The following is a 21229-nucleotide window of genomic DNA, read 5'->3' as shown; positions in this document are numbered from 1 at the left end:
ATTAACCTGTTTTAGTGCTTAGAACAAGGCACGTACACCAACAGTTACATTTCTGCCCGGCAGTGGAGCCTGGTCTTTTAGGAATGACGTGTGTACACGAGCTTCTTCGTCGGTAAGGTTTTCACCGCGCGCAAACACTACCCAGTCAACGCCTTGACCACCGAACTCATATTGCACACTCGCATTCACAAGGGTGTAACCGTCAGTTGATGTTTCAAATGAGGCAACTTGTGTTTGCTCGTCGTACCATGTGAAACCAACATCAGCACTTAAACCATCGTTTACGTAGCTAAGTTCACTACCAAAACGCATTGGCGGCGTGCGCGGAAGGTTATCGTCTTCAATTTCAGCGCGAATGTAATCACCAAATACAGTAAGACGTAACGTATCGCTTAAGTCGAAGAAGGTTTCAGCTTCAAAGCCCCAAATATCTGCGTCGGCTTGCTGGAAGTAGAATACTGGCAGACCTTCTTCATCGCCGTGCTCGTCATGATCACTCTCATGCTCTTCGCCCATGTGCTCTTCTTCCATACCTTCATCGTGCTCTTCGTGCTCGCTTAGGGCAATCAGTCCTGTATTAGTTTGGAAAATGTAGTCGTCAGCCTGATTATAGAAGAACGACACACTGTAACCCCAGTCACCCGTAAATTTACGGAATGTAATATCAAGGTTAGTGCTAACTTCTTCCTCTACGCTGTTTAGTGTCTCTTCAATATGGCCTTCTTCATCCATGTCGAATACTAAACCTACTTCGTAGTTTTGCGTTGCCAAATGCTGACCTGCTGAGAATAGCTCCTGTTGGCTTGGTGCGCGTTCGCTACGTGACAACGTTACGGCAATTGAGTGACCTTCAACGTATTCCCAATTCGCACCTGCTGATAACGAAAGGCTAGTAAAGTCGTACTCAGGGAAGCTAAACGCTAGCTCGTGTTCTTCGTGCTCTTCACCTTCGTGTTCTTCGCCTTCATGCTCATCGTGTTCTTCATGAGCAATGTCTAGCTCAATGTCACTGTCATCTGCATCAATGCTGGTGCGCTCTAGACGACCACCAAGTTCAAACGTTACATTGCCTACTTGCTTTTGTTCAACGAGGTATAGTGCAAAGCTTGATGTGGTATTTGCAGGCGTAAATGCCTCTTCGCCAACCGCATTGTAGTCGCTATGGTTGAACTGTAGGCCGAATACGCCATGCCAACCGTTAACTTCTTCATGGTAAGCAGATAAACGAATGTCGCTTGCTTCGTTTGAAAATACGGTACCAGGCTCGCCGTCTTCAATTTCTGCGTGTTCATAGTCGGTATACGATGCTGCAAACTTTAAGTTAGTTAGCCCGCGTACCGGTGAGTGCCACTCACCTGCTGCTTGATAGCGCGTCATATCAACGTCTAGCAGTACGCCTTCTTCACCGTGTTCTTCATGATCGTGGGCGTCATGATCACCCATGATGTCATCTTCGTGCTCTTCATAATTTTCGTCATGCTCTTCACCGTGCCCATGGCTGTGCCCAGGTACACCGTATTCATTATCTAGCTTCTCAACGGCAAAACCAAAATAGCCTTCCTCGGCAACGTAAGATAAGCCAGCAACAACGTTTGTGGTTTCAATTGCACTGCTTTCTAGTACACCGTTTGGCTCGTCTTCGTCAGGGTCTACCGACGCAAAGCCAGGAATATCTGCGTTTTCGGTGTCACGATAGAAACCGTCTACGTGCCATACCCAATTGCCGCTGCCGCCAGTAACATCACCGCGCGTAAACGTGCCTTCGTTCACTGTGCTGTAACTTACTTCAGCTTCGCCTTCTACACCGTCAACTTGGTACTGAGGAATACGCTTGTCTACCACGTTAACTACACCGCCGATAGCGCCGCTGCCGTATTGTAAGGTTGCAGGTCCGCGTAATACTTCAACTTGTGTTGCGCTGCTTAGGGTTGAAGCTACGTTGTGGTCAGGACCAACGCGCGATACGTCCGAAACGTCTAGACCGTTTTGTACAATGCGTACTCGAGGGCCATCGTTACCGCGAATAATAGGGCTACTTGATACTGGACCAAAATAAGTGCTGTGCACCCCAGGTGTATTTTTAAGTGTTTCACCTAGCGTTGGGGCTTCAATTTTGCGTAGTTTTTCAGCGCTAATGACCGTAACGGGTGTTACCGACTCAAGCACTGACGTTTCAAGTGCATTTGCGGTTACTACAATGTTCTCAACTGAAGCAGGCTTTAGTACAAAATCTACGTTCTGATCGGTAGATACATCGCCCAAATCGTTATCGCCGTGAATGTAGTCAGATGAATAAACATGTAAATGAATATGTGGCTGCTTTACGTCGTTAAAGCGGTACACACCGTTTTTATCGGTGAACGCAACACGGCGTGTTCCTTCAATTTTAACTTCTGCACCTGCCACTGGATTGCCAGCCGTATCGGTTACTTTTCCAGTTACGGTAGTGGCGTAAACAGGCGCACTTAACAGCCCTGCTATGGTAATACTTAGCAGTGAACGCATTTTCATGAGGACCCTCTGAGGATGTTATATTATTACATTAGTTATGATATAACATTTTTCAGGATCTAACCGGCGATGTCAATTGCGAGCAAGCGCACTGCTTAGCACATTGAACGATATTTAATGTTCTTTAGCTATGAATGTAAAAATAGTTAGAGGGCAAAACGCTATGCCCTACTAACAGGGAAGTTAATAACCTGTTGAATATGAGTGGCTCCCATTTTAAGCATTAATAACCTGTCAACGCCTAAAGCAACGCCTGCACATTCAGGCAACCCAGCGTCTAGTGCTTCAAGAAACAGCTCGTCTATGGGCTTTACGGGTAAGCCACTAGCCTGACGTTTAGCGTTATCTTCTTCAAATCGGGCGCGCTGCTCTTGTGGCGCGCTTAATTCGTTAAACCCGTTCGCCAACTCTGCACCTTGGAAATACACTTCAAAGCGCTGCGCGACACGTGCATCATCTGGATTTATTTTTGCTAAGGCTGCCTGCGATGCGGGGAAATCATAAATAAAACAGGGCTTTTCTTGGCCAATTCTCGGCTCTACACAATAGCTGAACAACAATTGTAATTTGCTATCAATACTCAGCGTTTCCGGCTCATGAATATCAATATTGTTGTCACGCATTGCGTTTAACAAAGCGGTGTCGGTTGTATCAAGCGGATCAAGACCCACATGTTTTTTGAATGCCTGTTGGTAAGTAAATCTATCGCTAGGTTGCGTTGCCAGTACTTCCATAAGCAGCGCATCAACTTCGTCCATTAAATCGAAATGGTTAAATCCAACGCGATACCATTCCAACATAGTGAATTCGGGGTTATGCCAACGCCCCTCACCTTCATGGCGAAATGCTTTGCCTATTTGATAAATAGAGCCGCTTTGTGCACACAACAAACGTTTCATGGCGTATTCAGGAGAGGTTTGCAGGAACAAGCTGGTTGTTTTTCCCGTAGCGCTAAAATGAAACGGCGTTTCGAACGCATCTAGGTGCTCGTCAGTTACGGTGCCGTTAGATAATAATGGCGTGTCTACTTCTAACACATCGCGCTTGTAGAAAAACTCTCGAATTAAACGCAGAAGCTCAGCCCGCGCTATTCTTGCCTGATGCGTTGTTGTAGGTTTCCATGACGGCATAGCATTACTCGTAAACAAATTTTATTTAACTGACGTTGATAGAACTGCTACAGAACACAGCGTAAATAAAAAACCGGCGTATTTCTTATAACGAACCGGTGTGCCACTATAAAAAAACCGGTGTACTCACTATAAAAAAACCGGCGTGCCCCTTAACGAGAAACACCGGTTTAATTTTATAACAACATGCTATGCATGTAGTGCGCTTAGCGTGCTGTGTACGGTAGATTTATTTTTGCGCGCGAGAAACGTATTCGCCAGAACGCGTATCTACACGAATAACTTCACCCGTTTGTACAAACAGAGGTACACGTACTACTGCACCAGTGCTTAGTGTTGCAGGTTTACCACCTGTGCCAGCAGTATCGCCTTTAAGGCCTGGATCAGTTTCGGTAATTTCAAGCTCAACAAAGTTTGGCGGTGTTACCGTAATGGGTGAACCGTTCCACAATGTAATGGTACAAATATCGTTTTCTACCAACCACTTCGTATTTTCGCCTACCGCTTTTTCGTCTGCAGCGATTTGTTCGAATGTATCGTTATTCATAAAGTGGTAGAATTCACCGTCGGTGTACAGGTAGGCAAGCTCTGTATCCATTACATCAGCGCCTTCTACTGACTCACCCGAGCGGAAAGTTTTTTCTAAAACTTTACCTGAAATTAGTTTACGAATTTTAACGCGGTTAAATGCTTGGCCCTTACCCGGCTTTACGTATTCGTTTTCTAGAATGTTGCATGGTTCGCCGTCCAGCATGATTTTCAGGCCGCCTTTGAACTCGTTAGTGCTGTAATTAGCCATAATTCCTCTGTCTAAACATAAGGTACAAAAAAGTTTCGTGGACCAAATAATACCTAAAAAACCAATTTCTGTAGAGCATAACTGGCAAAAAGAATTGGCATTGAGTTTTACAGACCCATCAAAACTGTTGCAGCACATGGGTTTAGACGAGAAAAAGTATGCACAACACATAAAAGCAAGACGGCTTTTTCCTATGCGTGTACCGCGTCATTTCGTTAACTTAATGGAAAAAGGAAACCCTAACGACCCATTGTTTATGCAGGTTATGCCATTAAGTGACGAATTTCTTAGCACACCGGGTTATACCGAAGACCCACTAGAAGAGCACGACACAGCGGGAAAAGGCATTTTGCACAAATACGACTCGCGAGTACTTTTAATGGTGCGAACGGGCTGTGCAGTGAACTGCAGGTATTGTTTTCGCCGTCACTTCCCTTACGCTGACAATGCCGTGAGTAAACATCAATGGGAAGAAGTACTTAGCTACATACGCATGAATCCCAGCATAAATGAGGTTATTTTTTCTGGCGGCGACCCGCTTATGGCAAAAGACGATCACTTAGCGTGGCTGGCTCAGGAAATTGCCCAAATCGAACACGTAAAACGCTTGCGTATTCACACTCGATTGCCGGTGGTACTACCTGAACGTATTGATAATAAGTTTATGGAGTGGTTTGGAGATCTACCTTTGCAAAGGGTGCTAGTACTGCATGCGAATCACGCTAATGAAGTGTCGCCGGTCTTGGCCGTACGATTGCGTGAACTTCAAAGCAAAGGCATAACGCTGCTAAATCAGTCCGTGTTACTAAAAGGCATCAATGACTCGGGCAAGGCAATAAGTGATTTAAGTGATGCGTTGTTTGATGCCGGGGTACTGCCCTATTACCTACATGTGCTTGATAAAGTGCAGGGCGCAAGCCATTTTTATGTTAGTGATGATGATGCAAGAGGCATCATGGAAGAAGCGATAAAGCGCCTGCCAGGGTTCTTAGTGCCAAAACTGGTTAGAGAAATTGGCGGTCAACCTGGCAAAACGCCTATCGACTTACATTTGCATCCGTAACTTACGCGTAGGTATCAATGTTGGCGCCTAACGCGGGGTTTGAAGATGACGATTTTGGTACGTCAGAAGCTGATTCCAGCAACTGAAGCGACGCTTGTCCCTCTTGTTCTTGCTGACTTTTCGCCAGTTTAAGAGAGGCCAACTCAAGTGACGCACCGGACGTTCCAGAGGCATTAGCACCTTGTAGATCCATACCATTTTCCTTTGTTGCTTGTAGCAAAGTAAAAAAGTGGGCAGAATTGCCCCCCTTTATAGTGTGCTACCTTTTAGTTGCCCAAAAAGTAGTACTCGGTAGGTTATCGGCCGGTAACGACGAATCTTTAACCACAATTTTCAAAAATTCAGCATCGAAACAAAAGGCGCTCTTATGCAGGAAAAGCAAGAAATGCAGGCTATTCATCAACAACTTCAAGAGACCATGCAAACCCTTTATCGCAAGGCGGTAGATGCCGACCAAATGTTAGACAGTTTACAGCGTGACCAAAAAGGAAAGTTTGCTGCTGTATTTGCACAAGACAGCGGCTTTACTACATCGGCAAAGCGTTTTGGCCCGTATGTGGAAGAAATTGCCAACGATTGGCAAGCCATGAAAGAACTTGAAGGTGACGCTGCAAAACAGGCGCTGGCGCCGCTGGTGAAAAAAATTGAATTAGCTTTAGTTACTTTAGCCCAGTTTCAACAGAGCTTAAGCAAGAAATAAACACCTATATATAAGCACTTACAAACTATACAGCGCAATCTCATCGAGCCTGCGCTGTATTTCTTTTACTTCATCTAAATACGCTTGGCTGTCTACTCCGCCGTAAACTTGTGTAAATGTCTGCTTGCTCAACCCTTCAGGTAAATTGTTGATAGGGGTAATTATTTCTAATTCATTTTGAATACGCGCAATCGCATTTTGTACTTCAACGGCTTTTTCGGGATTAATTGCAACGCTACCAAATTTAGCGCCCGACATATCAGCTGCTAGGTCTACAAAACTGTATCCTGAACCGCCCTGCCCTCGGTCCATAAGTTCTTTAAATTCACCTATGGCTAATGACATTCCCTGCTCGGCAAGCAGTTCTAACGCAGCTGAAATAATGAAGTGACGCGCCAAATCATTGCGATTGTGCAATACTGCACCCACTTTAGGCTTAAGCGCTTTATCAGCATAGGGTTGAATATCGCCAACCAAGTTTCCTACGCGATGATGCCCTACATAAACAGCAAGGGCTAAAATGACTGCCTTATTATGAAGCGCAGCTTCGCTTTTCGAATGGCTTTGTTCTCTTGCACGCGCCATACCCTCGCGTAAGTATTCAGTTAACGAAACCGGTGTTAAAGACAGCGCAATTTCTCTGCCAGAGATGTAGCGTAAGTAATACGCGGTTAACACTTCCAGCTCGCTTGCTTCACTTTGCGATAAGTTAGACGCCGCTACATTGAGCTCGGCCAGAAAGGTATCTAATCGCCCTACGTTAAGCGACAGTTCGCCATCGCGCATGGTGACTTCCTCGACACGAGACAGCGCAATGGTGGCTATTTCAGACTTGGTGTAAGTGTTTACGACATATTCAAGAAAGGATAATAGAAAGCGGCCAGGAATGGCTAAATTGCCCACCTGTAGCTGCTGTACCTGTAAGCTGTTGCCGGGCAACACTAGGGCAGACGCATTAACATAGTAACCCGAATCTTTAATTGCATAGGTAATACTTACGGTGCCGCCAATGGGCGATATATTCACGCGCCCTTTGAATTCCGGAAGGGCTCGCTGTAACACGCCTACAAGGCTTTCCACCTGCGTTTCGGTAAGCGTAATTTGATGACCTTCTTCGCGACGAGAAAAAGCGCGCTGAAGCTGTGCAAGTAATGTATTAACGCTATCAGCGCCGTCTAACTGTGTCGGTGCTGTCGACGCCACTAAAGGCTGTTCTTGAACTGCCATAACCGCAACGGTTGCCCCTGCGGCCATTAAGAAAAGAGCGATAAGTGAAATGCTAATAAGTAGCCATTTAATACTGCGTACAATCATATCTTTTTGTTTGCGGGGCGCCTGTTAACTGTTTATCGCGTATGTATGAGGGTAGCAAATAGGAGGAAGTTCCGCCCCACACGTAAAATAAAATCAATGTTTTCTGTAAGCTACGCCTATGTTTCTTGCTGCCATATACTACGTTAAGTTATTGCTAGTCACCAGCGGTATGCTTTCTTTCAAACCGATCTCTATGCTTGTTGAAGAAAGCTGAAGCCCAGTAAAAACAATGCAAAGCTGGTATTAAACACGGGCACAGTACTAATTAAACCAGTGCAAAGCACAATGGAAAGCGCACGCATAAACGCGAATAAATGCAGCATGTGATAAACTAACAACATCAAATAATAAAGAGCATTTCGCGTGTTGTATCATATCATGGGCTTGGCAAGTTCAGCCCTTTTTCTACTGACTTGGTTTGGTTTGTGGTCGCAAATTAAGTCGATGAACAAATACCAATATCTTTGCCGAGATGCGAACAATAGCTTGTCGCTTAATCAGTTTGGCTCAAGCTACTTTGCGTTTTTCTCTCTTTTTCTGTTTGGTATATCCGTAGAGCCCTTTAACCATTATTTAGTGTGGACGCGCTTTGGCGCTCTACTACTCACGCTTGTTATTATTATGAAAATTTGGCAACAGCGTCGAGGACCAGTAACGACCATCGTTACCTCAATGGCCACTCTCGTATTTTTAGCGGGCATTGCTTCAATGTTTTTTCGCCCCTTTCCAGCCATTGCTCAGCTTGGTACCGCCACCCTAATGCTTGGCGTTACGGTTATTTTGTTTCAGGGCACACTTCATCAACTTTTGGTGCTAAAACGAAGACAAAAAGTAGGTTCGTTGTCGGCCACGTTATTCAAAAACATATTAATAAAAGATGTGAGTACGCTACTATTTGGCCTTACAATGCCGTTAAGCCAAAGTTGGCCCTTGCTCGTTTTAAACGGTACTAGCGTGATAATGCGTGGGGCAGTGCTTGTTGAGATTTTGAGACTAAAACGCCGTGAAGAACACGGCGTTGTTGATATAAGCAACTAATGCTACAGCAAGCGATGACTAATTTAAGCTAGCTAAATCTACAGCGCAACCTCTGCCATATTGCCTTTGCTCTCTAGCCACGTTTTTCTGTCGCCTGAACGCTTTTTAGCAAGCAGCATATCCATAAGTTCCATCATTTCTTCTGCGTCTTCAATGGTAAGCTGCACCAAGCGACGCGTGTTTGGATCCATGGTCGTTTCGCGCAATTGCATTGGGTTCATCTCACCCAACCCTTTAAAGCGCTGAACATTTACTTTGCCGCGTTTCTTTTCTGCTTCAATGCGATCAAGAATACCCTGTTTCTCGCCCTCATCTAGCGCATAAAACACCTCTTTACCCACATCAATTCTAAATAGCGGTGGCATAGCCACGTAAACATGGCCTTGCTCTACAAGGGTTCTAAAGTGCCTTACAAAAAGCGCACAAAGCAGTGTTGCTATGTGAAGTCCGTCAGAGTCGGCATCAGCGAGAATACAAATTTTACCATAGCGCAAGCCCGACAAATCCGTTGAGTCTGGGTCGATACCAAGCGCTACCGAAATGTCGTGTATCTCTTGTGACGCCAATACTTGTGAAGAGTCTACTTCCCAGCTATTTAGTATTTTACCGCGCAGCGGCATAATAGCTTGGAACTCTCTGTCGCGGGCTTGCTTTGCAGAACCACCCGCAGAGTCACCCTCTACTAAGAAAAGTTCTGAGTATGAAATGTCTTGCGATGAACAATCGGTAAGTTTGCCGGGAAGCGCTGGCCCCTGCGTTACCTTTTTACGTGCTACCTTTTTCGTTTGACGCAAGCGGCGCTGAGCATTACTGATACACATTTCAGCTAATGCTTCGGCAATTTCAGTATGCTGGTTTAGCCACAAGCTAAACGCATCCTTTACAATGCCCGATACAAATGCACTGGCCTGACGCGACGATAAACGCTCTTTCGTTTGCCCTGCAAACTGCGGGTCTTGCATCTTGGTTGACAAAATATAAGCGCAGCGATCCCAAATATCATCAGGCGACAGTTTTACACCACGTGGCATTAAGTTTCTGAATTCACAGAATTCACGCATACTTTCAAGTAGGCCTTGGCGCAAGCCATTTACGTGCGTACCACCTTGCGCAGTGGGGATAAGGTTTACATAGCTTTCGGTAACCAAATCACCGCCGTCTGGTAGCCACATTACCGCCCAATCGGCCGCTTCGGTGTTGCCACTAAAACTGCCAACAAACGGTGTGTCCGCTGGAAGCGTTTCAAACTCTTCAACGGCTTGGTAAAGGTAGTCTTTTAAACCGTCTTCGTAATACCACTCTTGGCTTTCTTTGGTTATTTTGTTGTCGAAACGAATGCGAAGCCCAGGACTTAACACCGCTTTTGCACGCAAGTTGTGTATTAAGCGGCTTACCGAGAACTTTGCTGAATCAAAATACTGTGGATCAGGCCAGAAATGCACTCTTGTGCCCGTGTTGCGTTTACCGCATGTATCGATTATTTGTAAATCTTCTACTTTGTCGCCGTTTTCAAAGGCAATTTGATACACGTTGCTGTCGCGGCGAATAGTAATTTCAACACGGGTAGAAAGCGCGTTAACTACTGAAATACCAACGCCGTGCAAACCGCCAGAAAAGGCGTAGTTTTTGTTTGAAAATTTACCACCAGCATGCAGCTTACACAAAATAAGCTCTACGCCCGACACGCCCTCTTCAGGGTGAATATCTACCGGCATCCCACGACCGTCATCAATAACTTCTAGCGATTGGTCTTCATGCAGAATGACTTTGATGTTTGACGCATGACCGGCTAGTGCTTCATCCACACTGTTATCGATGACCTCTTGCCCCAAGTGATTCGGGCGCATGGTATCGGTATACATGCCTGGACGGCGTTTTACGGGTTCAAGGCCATTTAAAACCTCGATTGCATCTGAATTGTATTGATTTGACATAGTTATGGTTGTTATTTAAGCCAGCAACAAAAACGGCGCTTGTTGTAATTAGTTACCATTGGTAAGCAAGTACAACAAACCTAATGAATTGATGGTATCAGGGCTTGTAGATACTGGCAATGTGCTTATTTCAACAGAAACTCGGCAATAGCCGGTAGGTGATCTTCATACCCCACAAAGCTGTGATCGCCCCCTTGCTCAATAACCAGATGACTGTTCACATATTTTTCTTCGGCTAGTCGGTAATCTAACGTTTCATCATTGGTTTGCAGCATGACTCTATATTTTGAAGCATCTTTAATAGAAGCAGCCTCTAGTGCTTTAATCACATCCATATCGCTATCGACAATATCGAATTGCTCGCCACTGTATGGGTTTTGGTGTGAACCAATAAAGCTTTGCAATAACTCGTAAGGGCGCACCGCTGGATTAATTAATACAGCCTTTCCACCAAACTTTTCTAGCAAAAAGGTAGACAGATAACCGCCCATTGAGCTTCCAATTAAACGAAGATCACCGTTTTGTAGTGCCGGCGTTGCTTCAATAAGGCTGAGTAACTGCGCCTCAACTTTACTTGGGTAGTTAGATAGTTCAGGAATGTGTAACGTGACGTCTGGATGATGCTGCTTGAAATACGCTTTTGTGGCTTGGGCTTTCACCGACTTTGGTGAGCTTAAAAAGCCATGAAGGTACAAAATGTGTTGCATGTTAATTCTCGTTTTTTGTTTCTTATATTCGTTTGAGCCTGTTAACTGACCTAACTGGGCTATTGCTTTAATCGCTTATACAAACCACTTTTACGCCTACGCTGCCGTCATCGCTTAACTGAATTAGCTGGTAGCCAGGCGCCTCGTTAGTTACGCCGAAATCTGACTGCATTGCCCACTGCCAGCATGAAGAAGGACAACCGTAAACGGGCGTATTGAAATCACCTAGTGTGTAACGAAGCGGTGCATGAACATGCCCGTGAACTATCACCTTAAGCGCATTATATTTACTTGCCAGCTGCTCAATTAAACCAGCATCACTCAGTGAATGATTATCCATCCAACTATTCGATGCTTTTACATGGTGATGTACTGCCAACGCATGATTCAAATGTGGTTTAGCTGCAATATGCGACGCTATCGACGCTATATCATTTTCTCGAACGTTGCCTTTAGCACTTTTGGTGCTGCTTGTGCTGCGAGAGTCTGTGCCGTGAATTAGCCACTTTCCTAACGTTAACGGCGTGTGGCTTTTTAGGTGCTTCGCTGCCAACACGTTGTCGAAATGTATATTGTTATCGTGATTACCTGGGATCACCGCCCACGCAATGCCATTGGCATCGGCGTATTCTTGCATTAGTGATAAGAAAAGCGTGTAGCTTTCTAATGAGTCATCACCGCTTATATCGCCGGTTATTAATAGCAAAACTGAAGCCATTGTGTTCTGAGCGCTTGCCCAAGACACTGCATGCTGAAGAACGCGTTTAAGAGAGTGAAAAGGCGCGATACCCGAATAGCCTTGTTTATCTTCACGCTTGAATAAATGGCAGTCGGTAATTTGAATAATGGTGATCACGTTTTTAAACAATGCTTCAACAATTAAACTTCTGAAGTGACATTTGATGCGTGCTGAAGGCAGAAGTGTAGCCACTCGGCTAAAAATATATTCACCATATGTTTTTCATTGCGTTGGCGCATTTTCAAATTGGGGTAGTCGTAAGACGGCTCCAGCGCTCCCGTATTTTGACTGTTAATCACCTCTGCCATGCGTGCGTCATGGTAAAGGCGCACTGTCATTGACGGTGTTAGAAAGGCCGGCAAATCTTTGGTGGTTTGCTTGATACTTAAAGTGCTGGTGTAGCGAGCCGACTCAACAATACAAATTTCGTATGACAATCCTTTACCTACAGAAAATGTATAGCGCAGATCTTCTGTGTCGCAGTCTGGCAGTATGCGCAATACGTGCGAGTAATTTAGCTCGCATAACGCCTGCATAGACGGTAGATGGGGAACATATTTTCGTTTTGTGCGATGAGTCACGATGCTTGCCATTGTTCCAGAAGTTGAGTTTTGTGCATAAAGAACCATTGTAGCGCAATTACCGCCGCAGCGTTGTCAATGTGGCCATTTTCGAGCCACTCAAGTGCGGTACTCTCTTTTACTCGATGCACTTTTATATCTTCAGACTCGGTTTCAAGGCCGTGTACACCGTGCGCTTTGGTTGCATCGGTTTTTGCCATAAAAATATGTAATCTTTCGGTTGTCCCACCGGGGCTAGACAGGTAGCTTAGCGCTTTCGTTAAATGGGCAAGCTCAATGCCGGCTTCTTCCATCGACTCTCGGTGGCACACCGTTTCTTCGGTCTCACCTTCGTCAATCATACCTGCGATAATTTCTATTAGCCAAGGGCTTGAAGACGTAGCCATTGCCCCAATTCTTATCTGCTCGATTAGGACGAACTCTTCAGTGGTAGGATCATAAGGTAAAACGGCAACAGCGTGACCACGCTCAAAGATTTCACGTTTTACAATACCACTCCATTCACCGTTGAAGCACTTATGTCTAAATTGATACTCATTCATGGTAAAGAAACCACGAAAAACTGGCTTTACGTCGGTAATTTCGACGTCATTTGAGTTAAATGAAGGGAATTCCTTGCTCATCTGCAGACACTTATGGTTCAAATAGATTTATCATATATAGTACAGTTACATAAATGCAGTGTACACGTGATGAATTGCACTGCTTAATGGATGTGGCAAAAACAGAAAATTCAATTTGTAAGTCGTTTAATACTAATAAAATTGCGCGGGTAGATCACATATTCTGTTACAGTTAAACCAATACTGTTACGAGTTTGAACTTACGGTTTGTGATTGATTTTTCATACACTAGCTTTACTTTGTCACCAAACGTGAATTGGATGACACAACTTGAACACAACAGGAAGACGTAAGCATGAAACGAACACTTCTATCGCTGGTTATCGGAGTATCGATGACAACGGGTGCGCTAGCAGACGACCTTATGCAGGTGTATCAACAAGCACTGGCTAACGACCCATTGGTAAACCAAGCGAAAGCGCAACGTGACGCTGCGTTTGAAGGTATCAGTATTAGCCGCGCAAACCTTTTACCTCAATTATCTGGCTCGGTAGGCTACACCATGTCAACCGCAGAACGCGCCCAAACCTTAGGTGCGAATGCCGATGACCTGCAAATTGTAGTTTTTGAAACAGATGTAGACAACATTAACTACGGCCTACAGCTTCAGATGTCGCTTTACGACCATGCAAACTGGCTTGGTTTAGACCGTTCTGAAAAAGTTGCTGAGCAAAGTGACGCACAGCTTGCAGCAAGCATGCAAGACGTAATTGTTCGTACCGTTACCGCGTACTTCGACGTTCTTCGTGCTCGCGACAACGTAGAGTTCGTAGGCTCAGAGAAACGTGCTATTGAACGCCAGCTTGAACAAACACGTCAGCGCTTTGAAGTAGGCTTAACGGCTATTACTGATGTTCACGAAGCTCAGGCAAACTACGACAGCACCGTAGCACAAGAAATCCAAGCGAAGAATCAGCTTGAGTTTGCACTTGAAGCACTACGCGTTATTACCGGTAAATACCACGACCGTCTTCACGGCCTAAATACAGAAAACTTCTCTGCAACTATGCCAATGCCAGCCACAGTTGATAATTGGCTAGAAACAGCGCAAGACAAAAACTTAGCATTATTGGCTGACCGTCTTGCTATGGATATTGCAAAAGAAGATATTGCTATCGCACGTTCTGGTCACTTACCAACGTTAGGCTTAACGGCCAATGTAACGCGCAGTAAAGACGATATTTCTAACCCATTTCTCCAGTTTGAAACACCGTATCTAAATAGCGAGTCTATTGGTGTAACGTTAGACGTGCCTATTTACCAAGGCTCTCGCGTAACATCACAAACTGACCAAGCGAAATTTAACTACGTAGCAGCAAGCCAGGTAGCTGAGCAAACATACCGCCAAACCGTTCAGTCGGTTCGTAGCTCGTTTAATAATGTTAAGGCGTCTATCTCTACTATTCGCGCTTTAGAGCAATCAGTCGTTTCTGCTGACAGCGCACTAAAAGCAACGGAAGCAGGCTTCGATGTAGGCACACGTACCATCGTTGACGTACTAGACAGTACACGTAATCTTTTCGATGCTAGACGTAACTTAGCCGGTGCACGCTACGACTTTATTCAGTCGGTTATTACGCTGAAACAAGCAGCAGGCACACTAACGGGTGAAGACGTAGCAATGATTAACCGTGGTCTTAAACCAGCGATGTCAAAAGATAACGGCTAACGCCTGTGTAACAGTTTTTACTTCGATAAAAAGGGTGACTGAGTCGCCCTTTTTTTGGATCGCTCACGTTTTTTTTCGCTCAAGGCGGCTTATCGCCCAGCAAGCAAAGAAAATCAACGCGAAATATTAGCGATAAGAGATGACGAGTTTGTAGAAGAAAAGTGGGTCTGCGTTTATAGCTAATGTAAAGGCATCACTATTAGCTTTATCCCTAGTTAGCGGGGGTGAACTTATCAAGAGCCTTCAAGAGCTGGCGATATTCAGCCACTAAAGCTTCCGCGGTTTGCTTATTTAATGAAAGGTCGCTCAGCCTCGCTGATACAGCGTGCAATTTTTCTTGCAACGAACGTATCTCATCATCCATGATAATGCCCCTAATTTTTCTGCCATGCAGTGAATACGAAAATTAGTATAACGCTATTGGTGCTTACCTCAAGCCCTTTGCGCTACCAAATATTTCATTAAGCGATACTCAAAAATGCAAGCCTCTGAACTACAAAATAAATTTGAAAAAATTCGCGCTAACAAATGGTTTGAAGCCTTTGTTATCAGCGTTATCGTCATTTCGGCTCTTCTGGTGGGTGCAAAGACTTACGAATTGCCGGCAGCTGTGTCATCTCTTACCGTTTTTCTCGACTGGTTTATCAGCGCGTTTTTTCTTACCGAAATTACCATTCGCTTCTTAGCAGAAAAGAGAAAGCGCTACTTCTTTAAAAGTTTTTGGAATTGGTTCGACACACTCATTGTTGTTATCAGCTTAATTCCAGCAGACGACACTGAACTGGCACTAATAGCACGCCTTGTGCGCGTATTCAGAGTTCTTCGTATGATTTCCATCATACCCGAGCTTCGTATTCTACTTGTATCTTTAGTAAAGGCGTTGCCGCAACTTGGCTATGTAATGCTGCTAATGTTTATTATTTTCTATATTTACGCCGCGGTGGGCAGCACGCTATTTGAAGCCATTAACCCTGTGCTTTGGGGCGACATTACTATTTCCATGCTAACGCTATTTAGAATAATGACGTTTGAAGATTGGACAGATGTGATGTACGAAACCCAAGAGGTGTATTCGTTAAGCTGGATATTCTATTTAACGTTTATTTTCTTTACCGCATTTGCCTTTTTGAACATGGTGATTGGTATAGTGGTAAACGTTATGGAACGTGAAAACGAAAAGGCCCGCGAAGAAAAGGCAGCGGAACTTAAAGCAGAGCAAATTGCAAAGGGTACCGCCGAGCCAACGCTTTCAGAAGTGATGGATGAACTAAAAGCGATAAAAGCGGCACTTGCCGACAAACACAAGTGATACCGTTAGCTCAACAGCTAAAAACAAAAATGCCACGTTTCAACGTGGCATTTTTATCTTTTTTGCGAGTATCAACATTTAGCTGCGCCCTTTTTAAGCCAAGCGTTTTTTTAGCTTAAGCGCGTTTCGCCATTAAATGCCATACTGCTTTTTCAGATCTGCTACCCTGCTTTTCGACGCCTCTCTAGTAAACGTTCTGCTTTCAAGTTTGCGCTTTGCTAGTGCAGTCTTTTCCATCGACAATAGCAGTGCCACATGATTTAGATAGACTTCGTCGTTAGCTATTGGTTGCGCTGATACCTTTTCGTAAAGCGCTAATGCACGCTCTTGTTTGCCTTGTGCGATGTAAATTTGGGCTAGTGTGTCTGCAGCATCAGCGTTATCGCTTTGAAGCTCTACTGCCCGCTGGGCAAGCTCTTCAGCGCGGCTGAAGTTTTTATCTTCAAAGGCAAGATATGCCAAGTTATTAAGCACAACAAAGTTATCTGGCGTTGCTTTTAAAACGCGCTCGTAAGTGGCAATAGCAGCGCTTCTATCTTGTTGAATTTGACGCTCTGCTAATAGCATATTGCTTTGAATATCGTTTGGTTTGTTTGCAACATGCGCTTTTAAAAACGCAAAAGACCCATCGCTGTTTCCCTGCATTTCATTCGCAGCCACAACAAGTAACGCATTATCGGAATTTGGTGTCGCGTCATACGCAGCTTGCGCATGAGGAAGCGCTTCTTTCGCATTTCGCTCGCTTAAATAAAGCCTAGCAAGAATGCCTCTAACGAATGGCAATGCGCGTACTTCGGGCGACGTGGCATTTAGAATTTCCCAAGCGGGTTTGGTTTGCCCTACACGGCTATGAAAATACGCTTTAAGCAGGGTAAGTTGCGCATCATTGCGCTTTTCTAATATTGCATTGGTTAGGGTTAACCCTTTTGCAAACTGCTTTTGTGCATCAAGAATAAGTAGCTTGCCCAGCACCGCACTTTTATCGTGTGGATAAAATGACAGCCAGCGGTCGAAGAACGCTTCGGCCTCATTAGCCTTGTTACTTGTAATGAGCACCTGCCCTTTCAAATTCCAAAACGCCAATGGTGTATCAGCATCCCCTTTTACTTCTGACAGCAAGGCTAATGCGCTAGCAACACCATTTTCTTTATCCTTGCTTGTCCCATTGCCTGCAAGGGTAAACATCCGCGCCAAAATAAGGCGCAAATTTATATTATCTTCGTCTGCATCAAGCTGCGCTTTCGTATGTGTTATGACCTGTTGCGCACTGCCGCTTTCAGCTGCCAAGGCAAACCACATGGTTAGCGCCTGAACATCAGCGGGGTTCTTATCAACAAATGCACGAATAAACGCTGTGGCATTGTCTTTTTTATCCTGCGCTATGAGCAAATTTGTTCTTGCGTAGGTCACTTCATTACCCACATCACCTTTGATAGCGGCTTCATCGAAATACTTAGCTGCCTCATTAAATGCTTTTTCACTGGTCGCTATGCTACCTAGATACACCAATGGCAAACCTGTGTTGGGTGATTGTTTATGCCACTCAAGCGCCGCTTCTTTTGCTTTATCCAACTGATTAGTTGAAACATATGCGCGCACTAGAGTGTTTTGTGACGATGCAGATTGAGGCGCTTTTTTTACCGCGTCTTCAAGATTCACCAAACCATCTAAGTCGTTCATAGATAGCTGCAGTGCACCTAGACGTGACAAATCATCGGCCGTAGTGCTTACCGCTTCAGACTTTTCAACCATTTGCTTTGCACCCACCACATTGCCTTCTTTAAGCAGCTGATAGCTGGCTTTAGAGAAAAGTGCAGCATCAGTGGTTTGCTCGCCTTCAACACGGTTCAATACCGCAAGCGCTTCATCGTTTTCACCTAACTGCAGCATACTGTCAGCAAGCATGCGAAGCCCTGGATGATTGTCTGGTAAATCTGAGGCAATCATAGTGAGATGGCGTTGTGCTGCTTCAAAATCTTGAATTTGGTACGCACTAAACCCGGCAACCATTCTTACAACGCTGTCTGACGCACCGTTTTGTACCGCAATTTCTAAATGTGATAGTGCCTGAGCATAGTTGTTCTGTGCAGACTCTATAATGCCCTTGAACGCATTAAGCAATGGATGCGTCTCGTTGATGGCTAATAGGTCATCAACCACGGGTTCTGCACTATCAAGCTCACGAAGCTCTACTAGTAGTGCCGCATAGGCAAAGCGAGTAGCCAAATCTTCTGGGTAAAGGGGGACATATTCGCGGTAAACATCGGCAGCACTGGCAGGCTGATTGGTTTGCAAGTATAGCTTGGCTAGCTGTTGCAGTACGTCTTTGTTGGAAGGCGCTTGCTTGCGCAGCGCTTCGGTTGCAACGAGCGCCTGCTCCGCGTCATTTTTAATAACAAACACATAGGTTTCAATAAGGCCTTTATAAACCGAGCTTGTATCTAGGCTGGCTAGTTCTGCAATAAGCGCTTTTGCGTCTTCCTGCTGATCAAGCTGCATTAACGCCTGCAGCTTGTAAAAGCCCACTTCGGCCATCTCTACTGCGGTCATGCCATCGGCACGATAATCCACATCCGCTAGCGCGTTTTGTGCGCCTGATTGCTGATAGGCAGCCGAAAGTAGAGGGATCACTTTACCTGCTGAATACCCCAGCTCCATGGCTTTATTTAGCTCTTTCTCGGCCGCTGCAAAATTCTTATTCTGAAGATAGACTTTGCCTAACTCAAAGCGCGGCTCTGCGGCACTAGGCGCTTTTTGGATTGCGTTTTTATACTCAACAACCGCAGCATCAAGCTTCTGCTGCGTTACATAGGTACGTGCCGAGGCAAGGTGCTCTTCCATCGACTTCTCACTACAACCGGCAACCAAAGTTGTTGTCAGTAGCATGGCTATCGAGGTGCGCTTTAGCAGCGCTTTGGTATTGTTAATTTTCATAGTAATTCCTTGCCCTACCTCAAGTTTTCATCGACGCTTTATAGTAATTGTAATTCTTGTTCGCGAATATGCCTGCTCAAGTGCCTGCATATCTACAAGCAAGTCACACACCCTTAGCAGAATATCCTGTTTATTATTTCATCAAAATTGTGCAATTTCGTGGCAACCTAAACATTATTCGAATATAATACGTTTTTTTGCAACATTGCTGGCAAGCATATCGCGAAATACGCTAGAAATAAGCTCTTAAAACTTGCCCGAAAGGCCAGTTCATCGCTGTATAGCGTCTTGCGATACTAAACCGAAAAAGTACGGTTTAATCGTATGCCGCACCCTCCTTACTTAATGCACCAGGATCCTTAATGACCACAACTGTCGACATGACATTTAAAGACCTCAATTTACCAGAACCTATCTTACAAGCCCTTGAAAAAGTTGGCTACGAGAAGCCGTCTCCAATTCAAGCAGAGAGTATTCCTCTGTTGCTTGAAGGGCACGATTTACTCGGTCAGGCACAGACAGGGACAGGAAAAACCGCTGCGTTTGCCCTGCCTATGTTGGCAAACATCGATCCTGAGCAACGTAAGCCGCAATTACTGGTATTGGCCCCAACCCGTGAATTAGCTATTCAGGTTGCAGAGGCGTTTCAGGTTTATGCGAGCTTTAGTCAAAAAATTAAAGTACTTCCAGTATACGGCGGTCAGTCGTATGACAACCAAATTCGCCAGCTTAAGCGTGGCGTACAGGTTGTTGTAGGTACGCCAGGCCGTATCATCGACCATATAAAACGTAAAACGCTAGACTTGAGCGAGCTTAAGTTCCTAGTGCTAGACGAAGCCGATGAAATGCTTCGCATGGGCTTTATTGATGACGTAGAGCTTATTCTTAGCCACGCGCCAGAAGAACGCCAAACTGCGCTGTTCTCGGCAACAATGCCTGGCCCTATCAAGAAGATTACGCAGCGCTACTTAAAAGATCCTAAGCACGTAAAAATTGCGTCTAAGGTAAGCACCGCTAGCACTATTCGTCAGCGTTACTGTCAAATTGCACCACACCATAAGCTTGAAGCGCTTACGCGTATTATGGAAGTGGAAGCATTCGACGGCATGATCATTTTCGTACGTACTAAAACGGCAACCGTTGAGCTAGCTGACAAGCTATCTGCTCGTGGTTACGACGTTGAGCCGTTAAACGGTGATATTCCTCAGGCCGCTCGTGAGCGTACCGTTGAAAAGCTTAAACAAGGTCAAATAGACATTCTTGTTGCTACTGACGTAGTAGCCCGTGGACTCGACGTTGAGCGTGTTAGCCACGTTATTAACTTCGATATTCCATACGATAGCGAGTCGTACGTACACCGTATCGGCCGTACAGGTCGTGCGGGTCGTCAAGGTGATGCAATTCTATTTATCTCTCACCGTGAAAAGCGCTTGTTATTCTCTATCGAGAAAACCACTAAACAGCCAATTGAAGCAATGCCAATTCCTTCAATTAGCGAAATTAATGAAACGCGCCTAAGCCGCTTTAAGCAATCGGTTACTGAAGCTGCACAAGACGATAGCATTGAAACACTAATGCCAATCGTTGAGATGATTAAAGAAGAGAACGAAGCGTCTCCTGAAGTATTAATGGCTGCACTACTTAAGATTGCGCAAGGCGATGAGCCGCTAATTCTTAAAGAGTCTGACCGACCAGATCTTCACAGCAAGCCACAGCGCGATAGCCGTGATAGAAACTCTCGTGATGGTCGCGAAAGAAAGGCTAAAGTTCCACGCGGTAACCGCAAGCCAGAAGAAGGCATGCAGCGTTTCCGTATTGAAGTGGGTCATGTACACGGTGCAAAACCTGGCAACATTGTTGGTGCTATTGCTAACGAAGCAAACATTAACTCTAAGCACATTGGCGCTATAGAGATTTATGACAACTTCAGTACCGTTGATCTTCCTGATGGCATGCCGAAGGAAACACGCGACACGCTTCAGGGTACCCGTGTTGCCGGCCAGCGTTTGAACATTCGCGAGTGGTCAGATACGCCACCAGCAAAAGGTCGTGGCGACCGCGGGAACCGTGGCGACAGAGCGCCTCGTGGAAACCGCGAAGACCGTGGCAACCGCGGTAACCGTGAAGATCGTGGTAACCGTGGTGATCGCGAAAACCGTAAGCGTAAGAACTAAATAG

Annotated in this window: 18 protein-coding genes; 6 read left to right on the top strand and 12 right to left on the bottom strand. The window is 45.2% G+C overall.

Translation table 11 applies throughout. From position 1 onward, the window contains the following. Nucleotides 1–18: 18 nt before the first annotated feature. The 3 genes from ACGHAV_RS12050 to efp form a co-directional block, all read right to left on the bottom strand. Nucleotides 19–2511, bottom strand: coding sequence for a TonB-dependent receptor (locus ACGHAV_RS12050; RefSeq protein ID WP_390380878.1), 2493 nt, complete (start codon nt 2509–2511; stop codon nt 19–21). A gap of 161 nt (nt 2512–2672) precedes the next feature. Then, nucleotides 2673–3641, bottom strand: coding sequence for an elongation factor P--(R)-beta-lysine ligase (gene epmA / locus ACGHAV_RS12045; RefSeq protein WP_390380875.1), 969 nt, complete (start codon nt 3639–3641; stop codon nt 2673–2675). 229 nt (nt 3642–3870) lie between these two features. After that, nucleotides 3871–4440 (bottom strand): elongation factor P, encoded by a 570-nt coding sequence (gene efp, locus ACGHAV_RS12040; protein ID WP_390380872.1) that lies wholly within the window; start codon nt 4438–4440, stop codon nt 3871–3873. A 37-nt stretch (nt 4441–4477) separates the two neighbouring features. On the opposite strand from efp, the gene epmB reads away from it, so the two are divergent. Further along, on the top strand, nt 4478–5503 hold the full coding sequence (epmB, locus tag ACGHAV_RS12035; protein ID WP_390380869.1) for an EF-P beta-lysylation protein EpmB: 1026 nt from the start codon (nt 4478–4480) through the stop codon (nt 5501–5503). Between the two features lies 1 nt (nt 5504). Here the strand turns inward: epmB and ACGHAV_RS12030 are convergent, their stop codons facing one another. Next, nucleotides 5505–5696 (bottom strand): hypothetical protein, encoded by a 192-nt coding sequence (locus ACGHAV_RS12030; protein WP_334015337.1) that lies wholly within the window; start codon nt 5694–5696, stop codon nt 5505–5507. A gap of 174 nt (nt 5697–5870) precedes the next feature. On the opposite strand from ACGHAV_RS12030, the gene ACGHAV_RS12025 reads away from it, so the two are divergent. Beyond that, the gene (locus tag ACGHAV_RS12025; RefSeq protein WP_334015335.1) at nt 5871–6203 is read left to right on the top strand and encodes a hypothetical protein; all 333 of its coding nucleotides are present in this window, start codon (nt 5871–5873) and stop codon (nt 6201–6203) included. Nucleotides 6204–6221: 18 nt separating this feature from the next. Here the strand turns inward: ACGHAV_RS12025 and ACGHAV_RS12020 are convergent, their stop codons facing one another. Next, nucleotides 6222–7517: a hypothetical protein gene (locus ACGHAV_RS12020; RefSeq protein ID WP_390380865.1), complete on the bottom strand. Its 1296-nt coding sequence runs from the start codon at nt 7515–7517 to the stop codon at nt 6222–6224. A gap of 363 nt (nt 7518–7880) precedes the next feature. Here ACGHAV_RS12020 and ACGHAV_RS12015 point away from each other — a divergent pair, with 363 nt between their 5' ends. Continuing rightward, on the top strand, nt 7881–8555 hold the full coding sequence (locus ACGHAV_RS12015) for a hypothetical protein (protein WP_390380862.1): 675 nt from the start codon (nt 7881–7883) through the stop codon (nt 8553–8555). Nucleotides 8556–8593: 38 nt separating this feature from the next. On the opposite strand, the gene parE is transcribed toward ACGHAV_RS12015, so the two are convergent. The 5 genes from parE to nudF form a co-directional block, all read right to left on the bottom strand. Then, nucleotides 8594–10489 carry a DNA topoisomerase IV subunit B gene (parE, locus tag ACGHAV_RS12010; protein ID WP_334015331.1) on the bottom strand — a complete coding sequence of 632 codons (1896 nt, stop codon included), beginning with the start codon at nt 10487–10489 and terminating at the stop codon, nt 8594–8596. A gap of 125 nt (nt 10490–10614) precedes the next feature. Beyond that, nucleotides 10615–11196: a YqiA/YcfP family alpha/beta fold hydrolase gene (locus ACGHAV_RS12005; protein WP_390380859.1), complete on the bottom strand. Its 582-nt coding sequence runs from the start codon at nt 11194–11196 to the stop codon at nt 10615–10617. 67 nt (nt 11197–11263) lie between these two features. Then, the gene (locus ACGHAV_RS12000) at nt 11264–12052 is read right to left on the bottom strand and encodes a metallophosphoesterase family protein (protein ID WP_390380856.1); all 789 of its coding nucleotides are present in this window, start codon (nt 12050–12052) and stop codon (nt 11264–11266) included. A 23-nt stretch (nt 12053–12075) separates the two neighbouring features. After that, a complete protein-coding gene (locus ACGHAV_RS11995) occupies nt 12076–12471 on the bottom strand; it encodes a DUF1249 domain-containing protein (RefSeq protein ID WP_334015502.1) in 396 nt (131 codons plus the stop codon). A 41-nt stretch (nt 12472–12512) separates the two neighbouring features. Then, nucleotides 12513–13139 carry an ADP-ribose diphosphatase gene (gene nudF, locus ACGHAV_RS11990; RefSeq protein WP_390380853.1) on the bottom strand — a complete coding sequence of 209 codons (627 nt, stop codon included), beginning with the start codon at nt 13137–13139 and terminating at the stop codon, nt 12513–12515. 295 nt (nt 13140–13434) lie between these two features. Here nudF and tolC point away from each other — a divergent pair, with 295 nt between their 5' ends. Further along, nucleotides 13435–14808, top strand: coding sequence for an outer membrane channel protein TolC (tolC, locus tag ACGHAV_RS11985; protein ID WP_334015325.1), 1374 nt, complete (start codon nt 13435–13437; stop codon nt 14806–14808). 211 nt (nt 14809–15019) lie between these two features. On the opposite strand, the gene ACGHAV_RS11980 is transcribed toward tolC, so the two are convergent. Beyond that, nucleotides 15020–15172, bottom strand: coding sequence for a hypothetical protein (locus ACGHAV_RS11980; protein WP_390380850.1), 153 nt, complete (start codon nt 15170–15172; stop codon nt 15020–15022). Nucleotides 15173–15286: 114 nt separating this feature from the next. Between ACGHAV_RS11980 and ACGHAV_RS11975 the strand changes: the two genes are divergently transcribed. Then, nucleotides 15287–16117, top strand: coding sequence for an ion transporter (locus ACGHAV_RS11975; RefSeq protein WP_390380847.1), 831 nt, complete (start codon nt 15287–15289; stop codon nt 16115–16117). Nucleotides 16118–16249: 132 nt separating this feature from the next. On the opposite strand, the gene prsT is transcribed toward ACGHAV_RS11975, so the two are convergent. Beyond that, nucleotides 16250–19051 carry an XrtA/PEP-CTERM system TPR-repeat protein PrsT gene (prsT, locus tag ACGHAV_RS11970; protein WP_390380844.1) on the bottom strand — a complete coding sequence of 934 codons (2802 nt, stop codon included), beginning with the start codon at nt 19049–19051 and terminating at the stop codon, nt 16250–16252. Between the two features lie 362 nt (nt 19052–19413). On the opposite strand from prsT, the gene ACGHAV_RS11965 reads away from it, so the two are divergent. Then, the gene (locus tag ACGHAV_RS11965) at nt 19414–21225 is read left to right on the top strand and encodes a DEAD/DEAH box helicase (protein ID WP_390380841.1); all 1812 of its coding nucleotides are present in this window, start codon (nt 19414–19416) and stop codon (nt 21223–21225) included. The last annotated feature ends 4 nt before the right edge of the window (nt 21226–21229 follow it).

Origin of the sequence: Alteromonas sp. MTD1 (assembly GCF_042848195.1) — a bacterium.
Taxonomy (GTDB): domain Bacteria; phylum Pseudomonadota; class Gammaproteobacteria; order Enterobacterales; family Alteromonadaceae; genus Alteromonas.
This window is presented reverse-complemented; position numbering and strand designations above follow the sequence as displayed.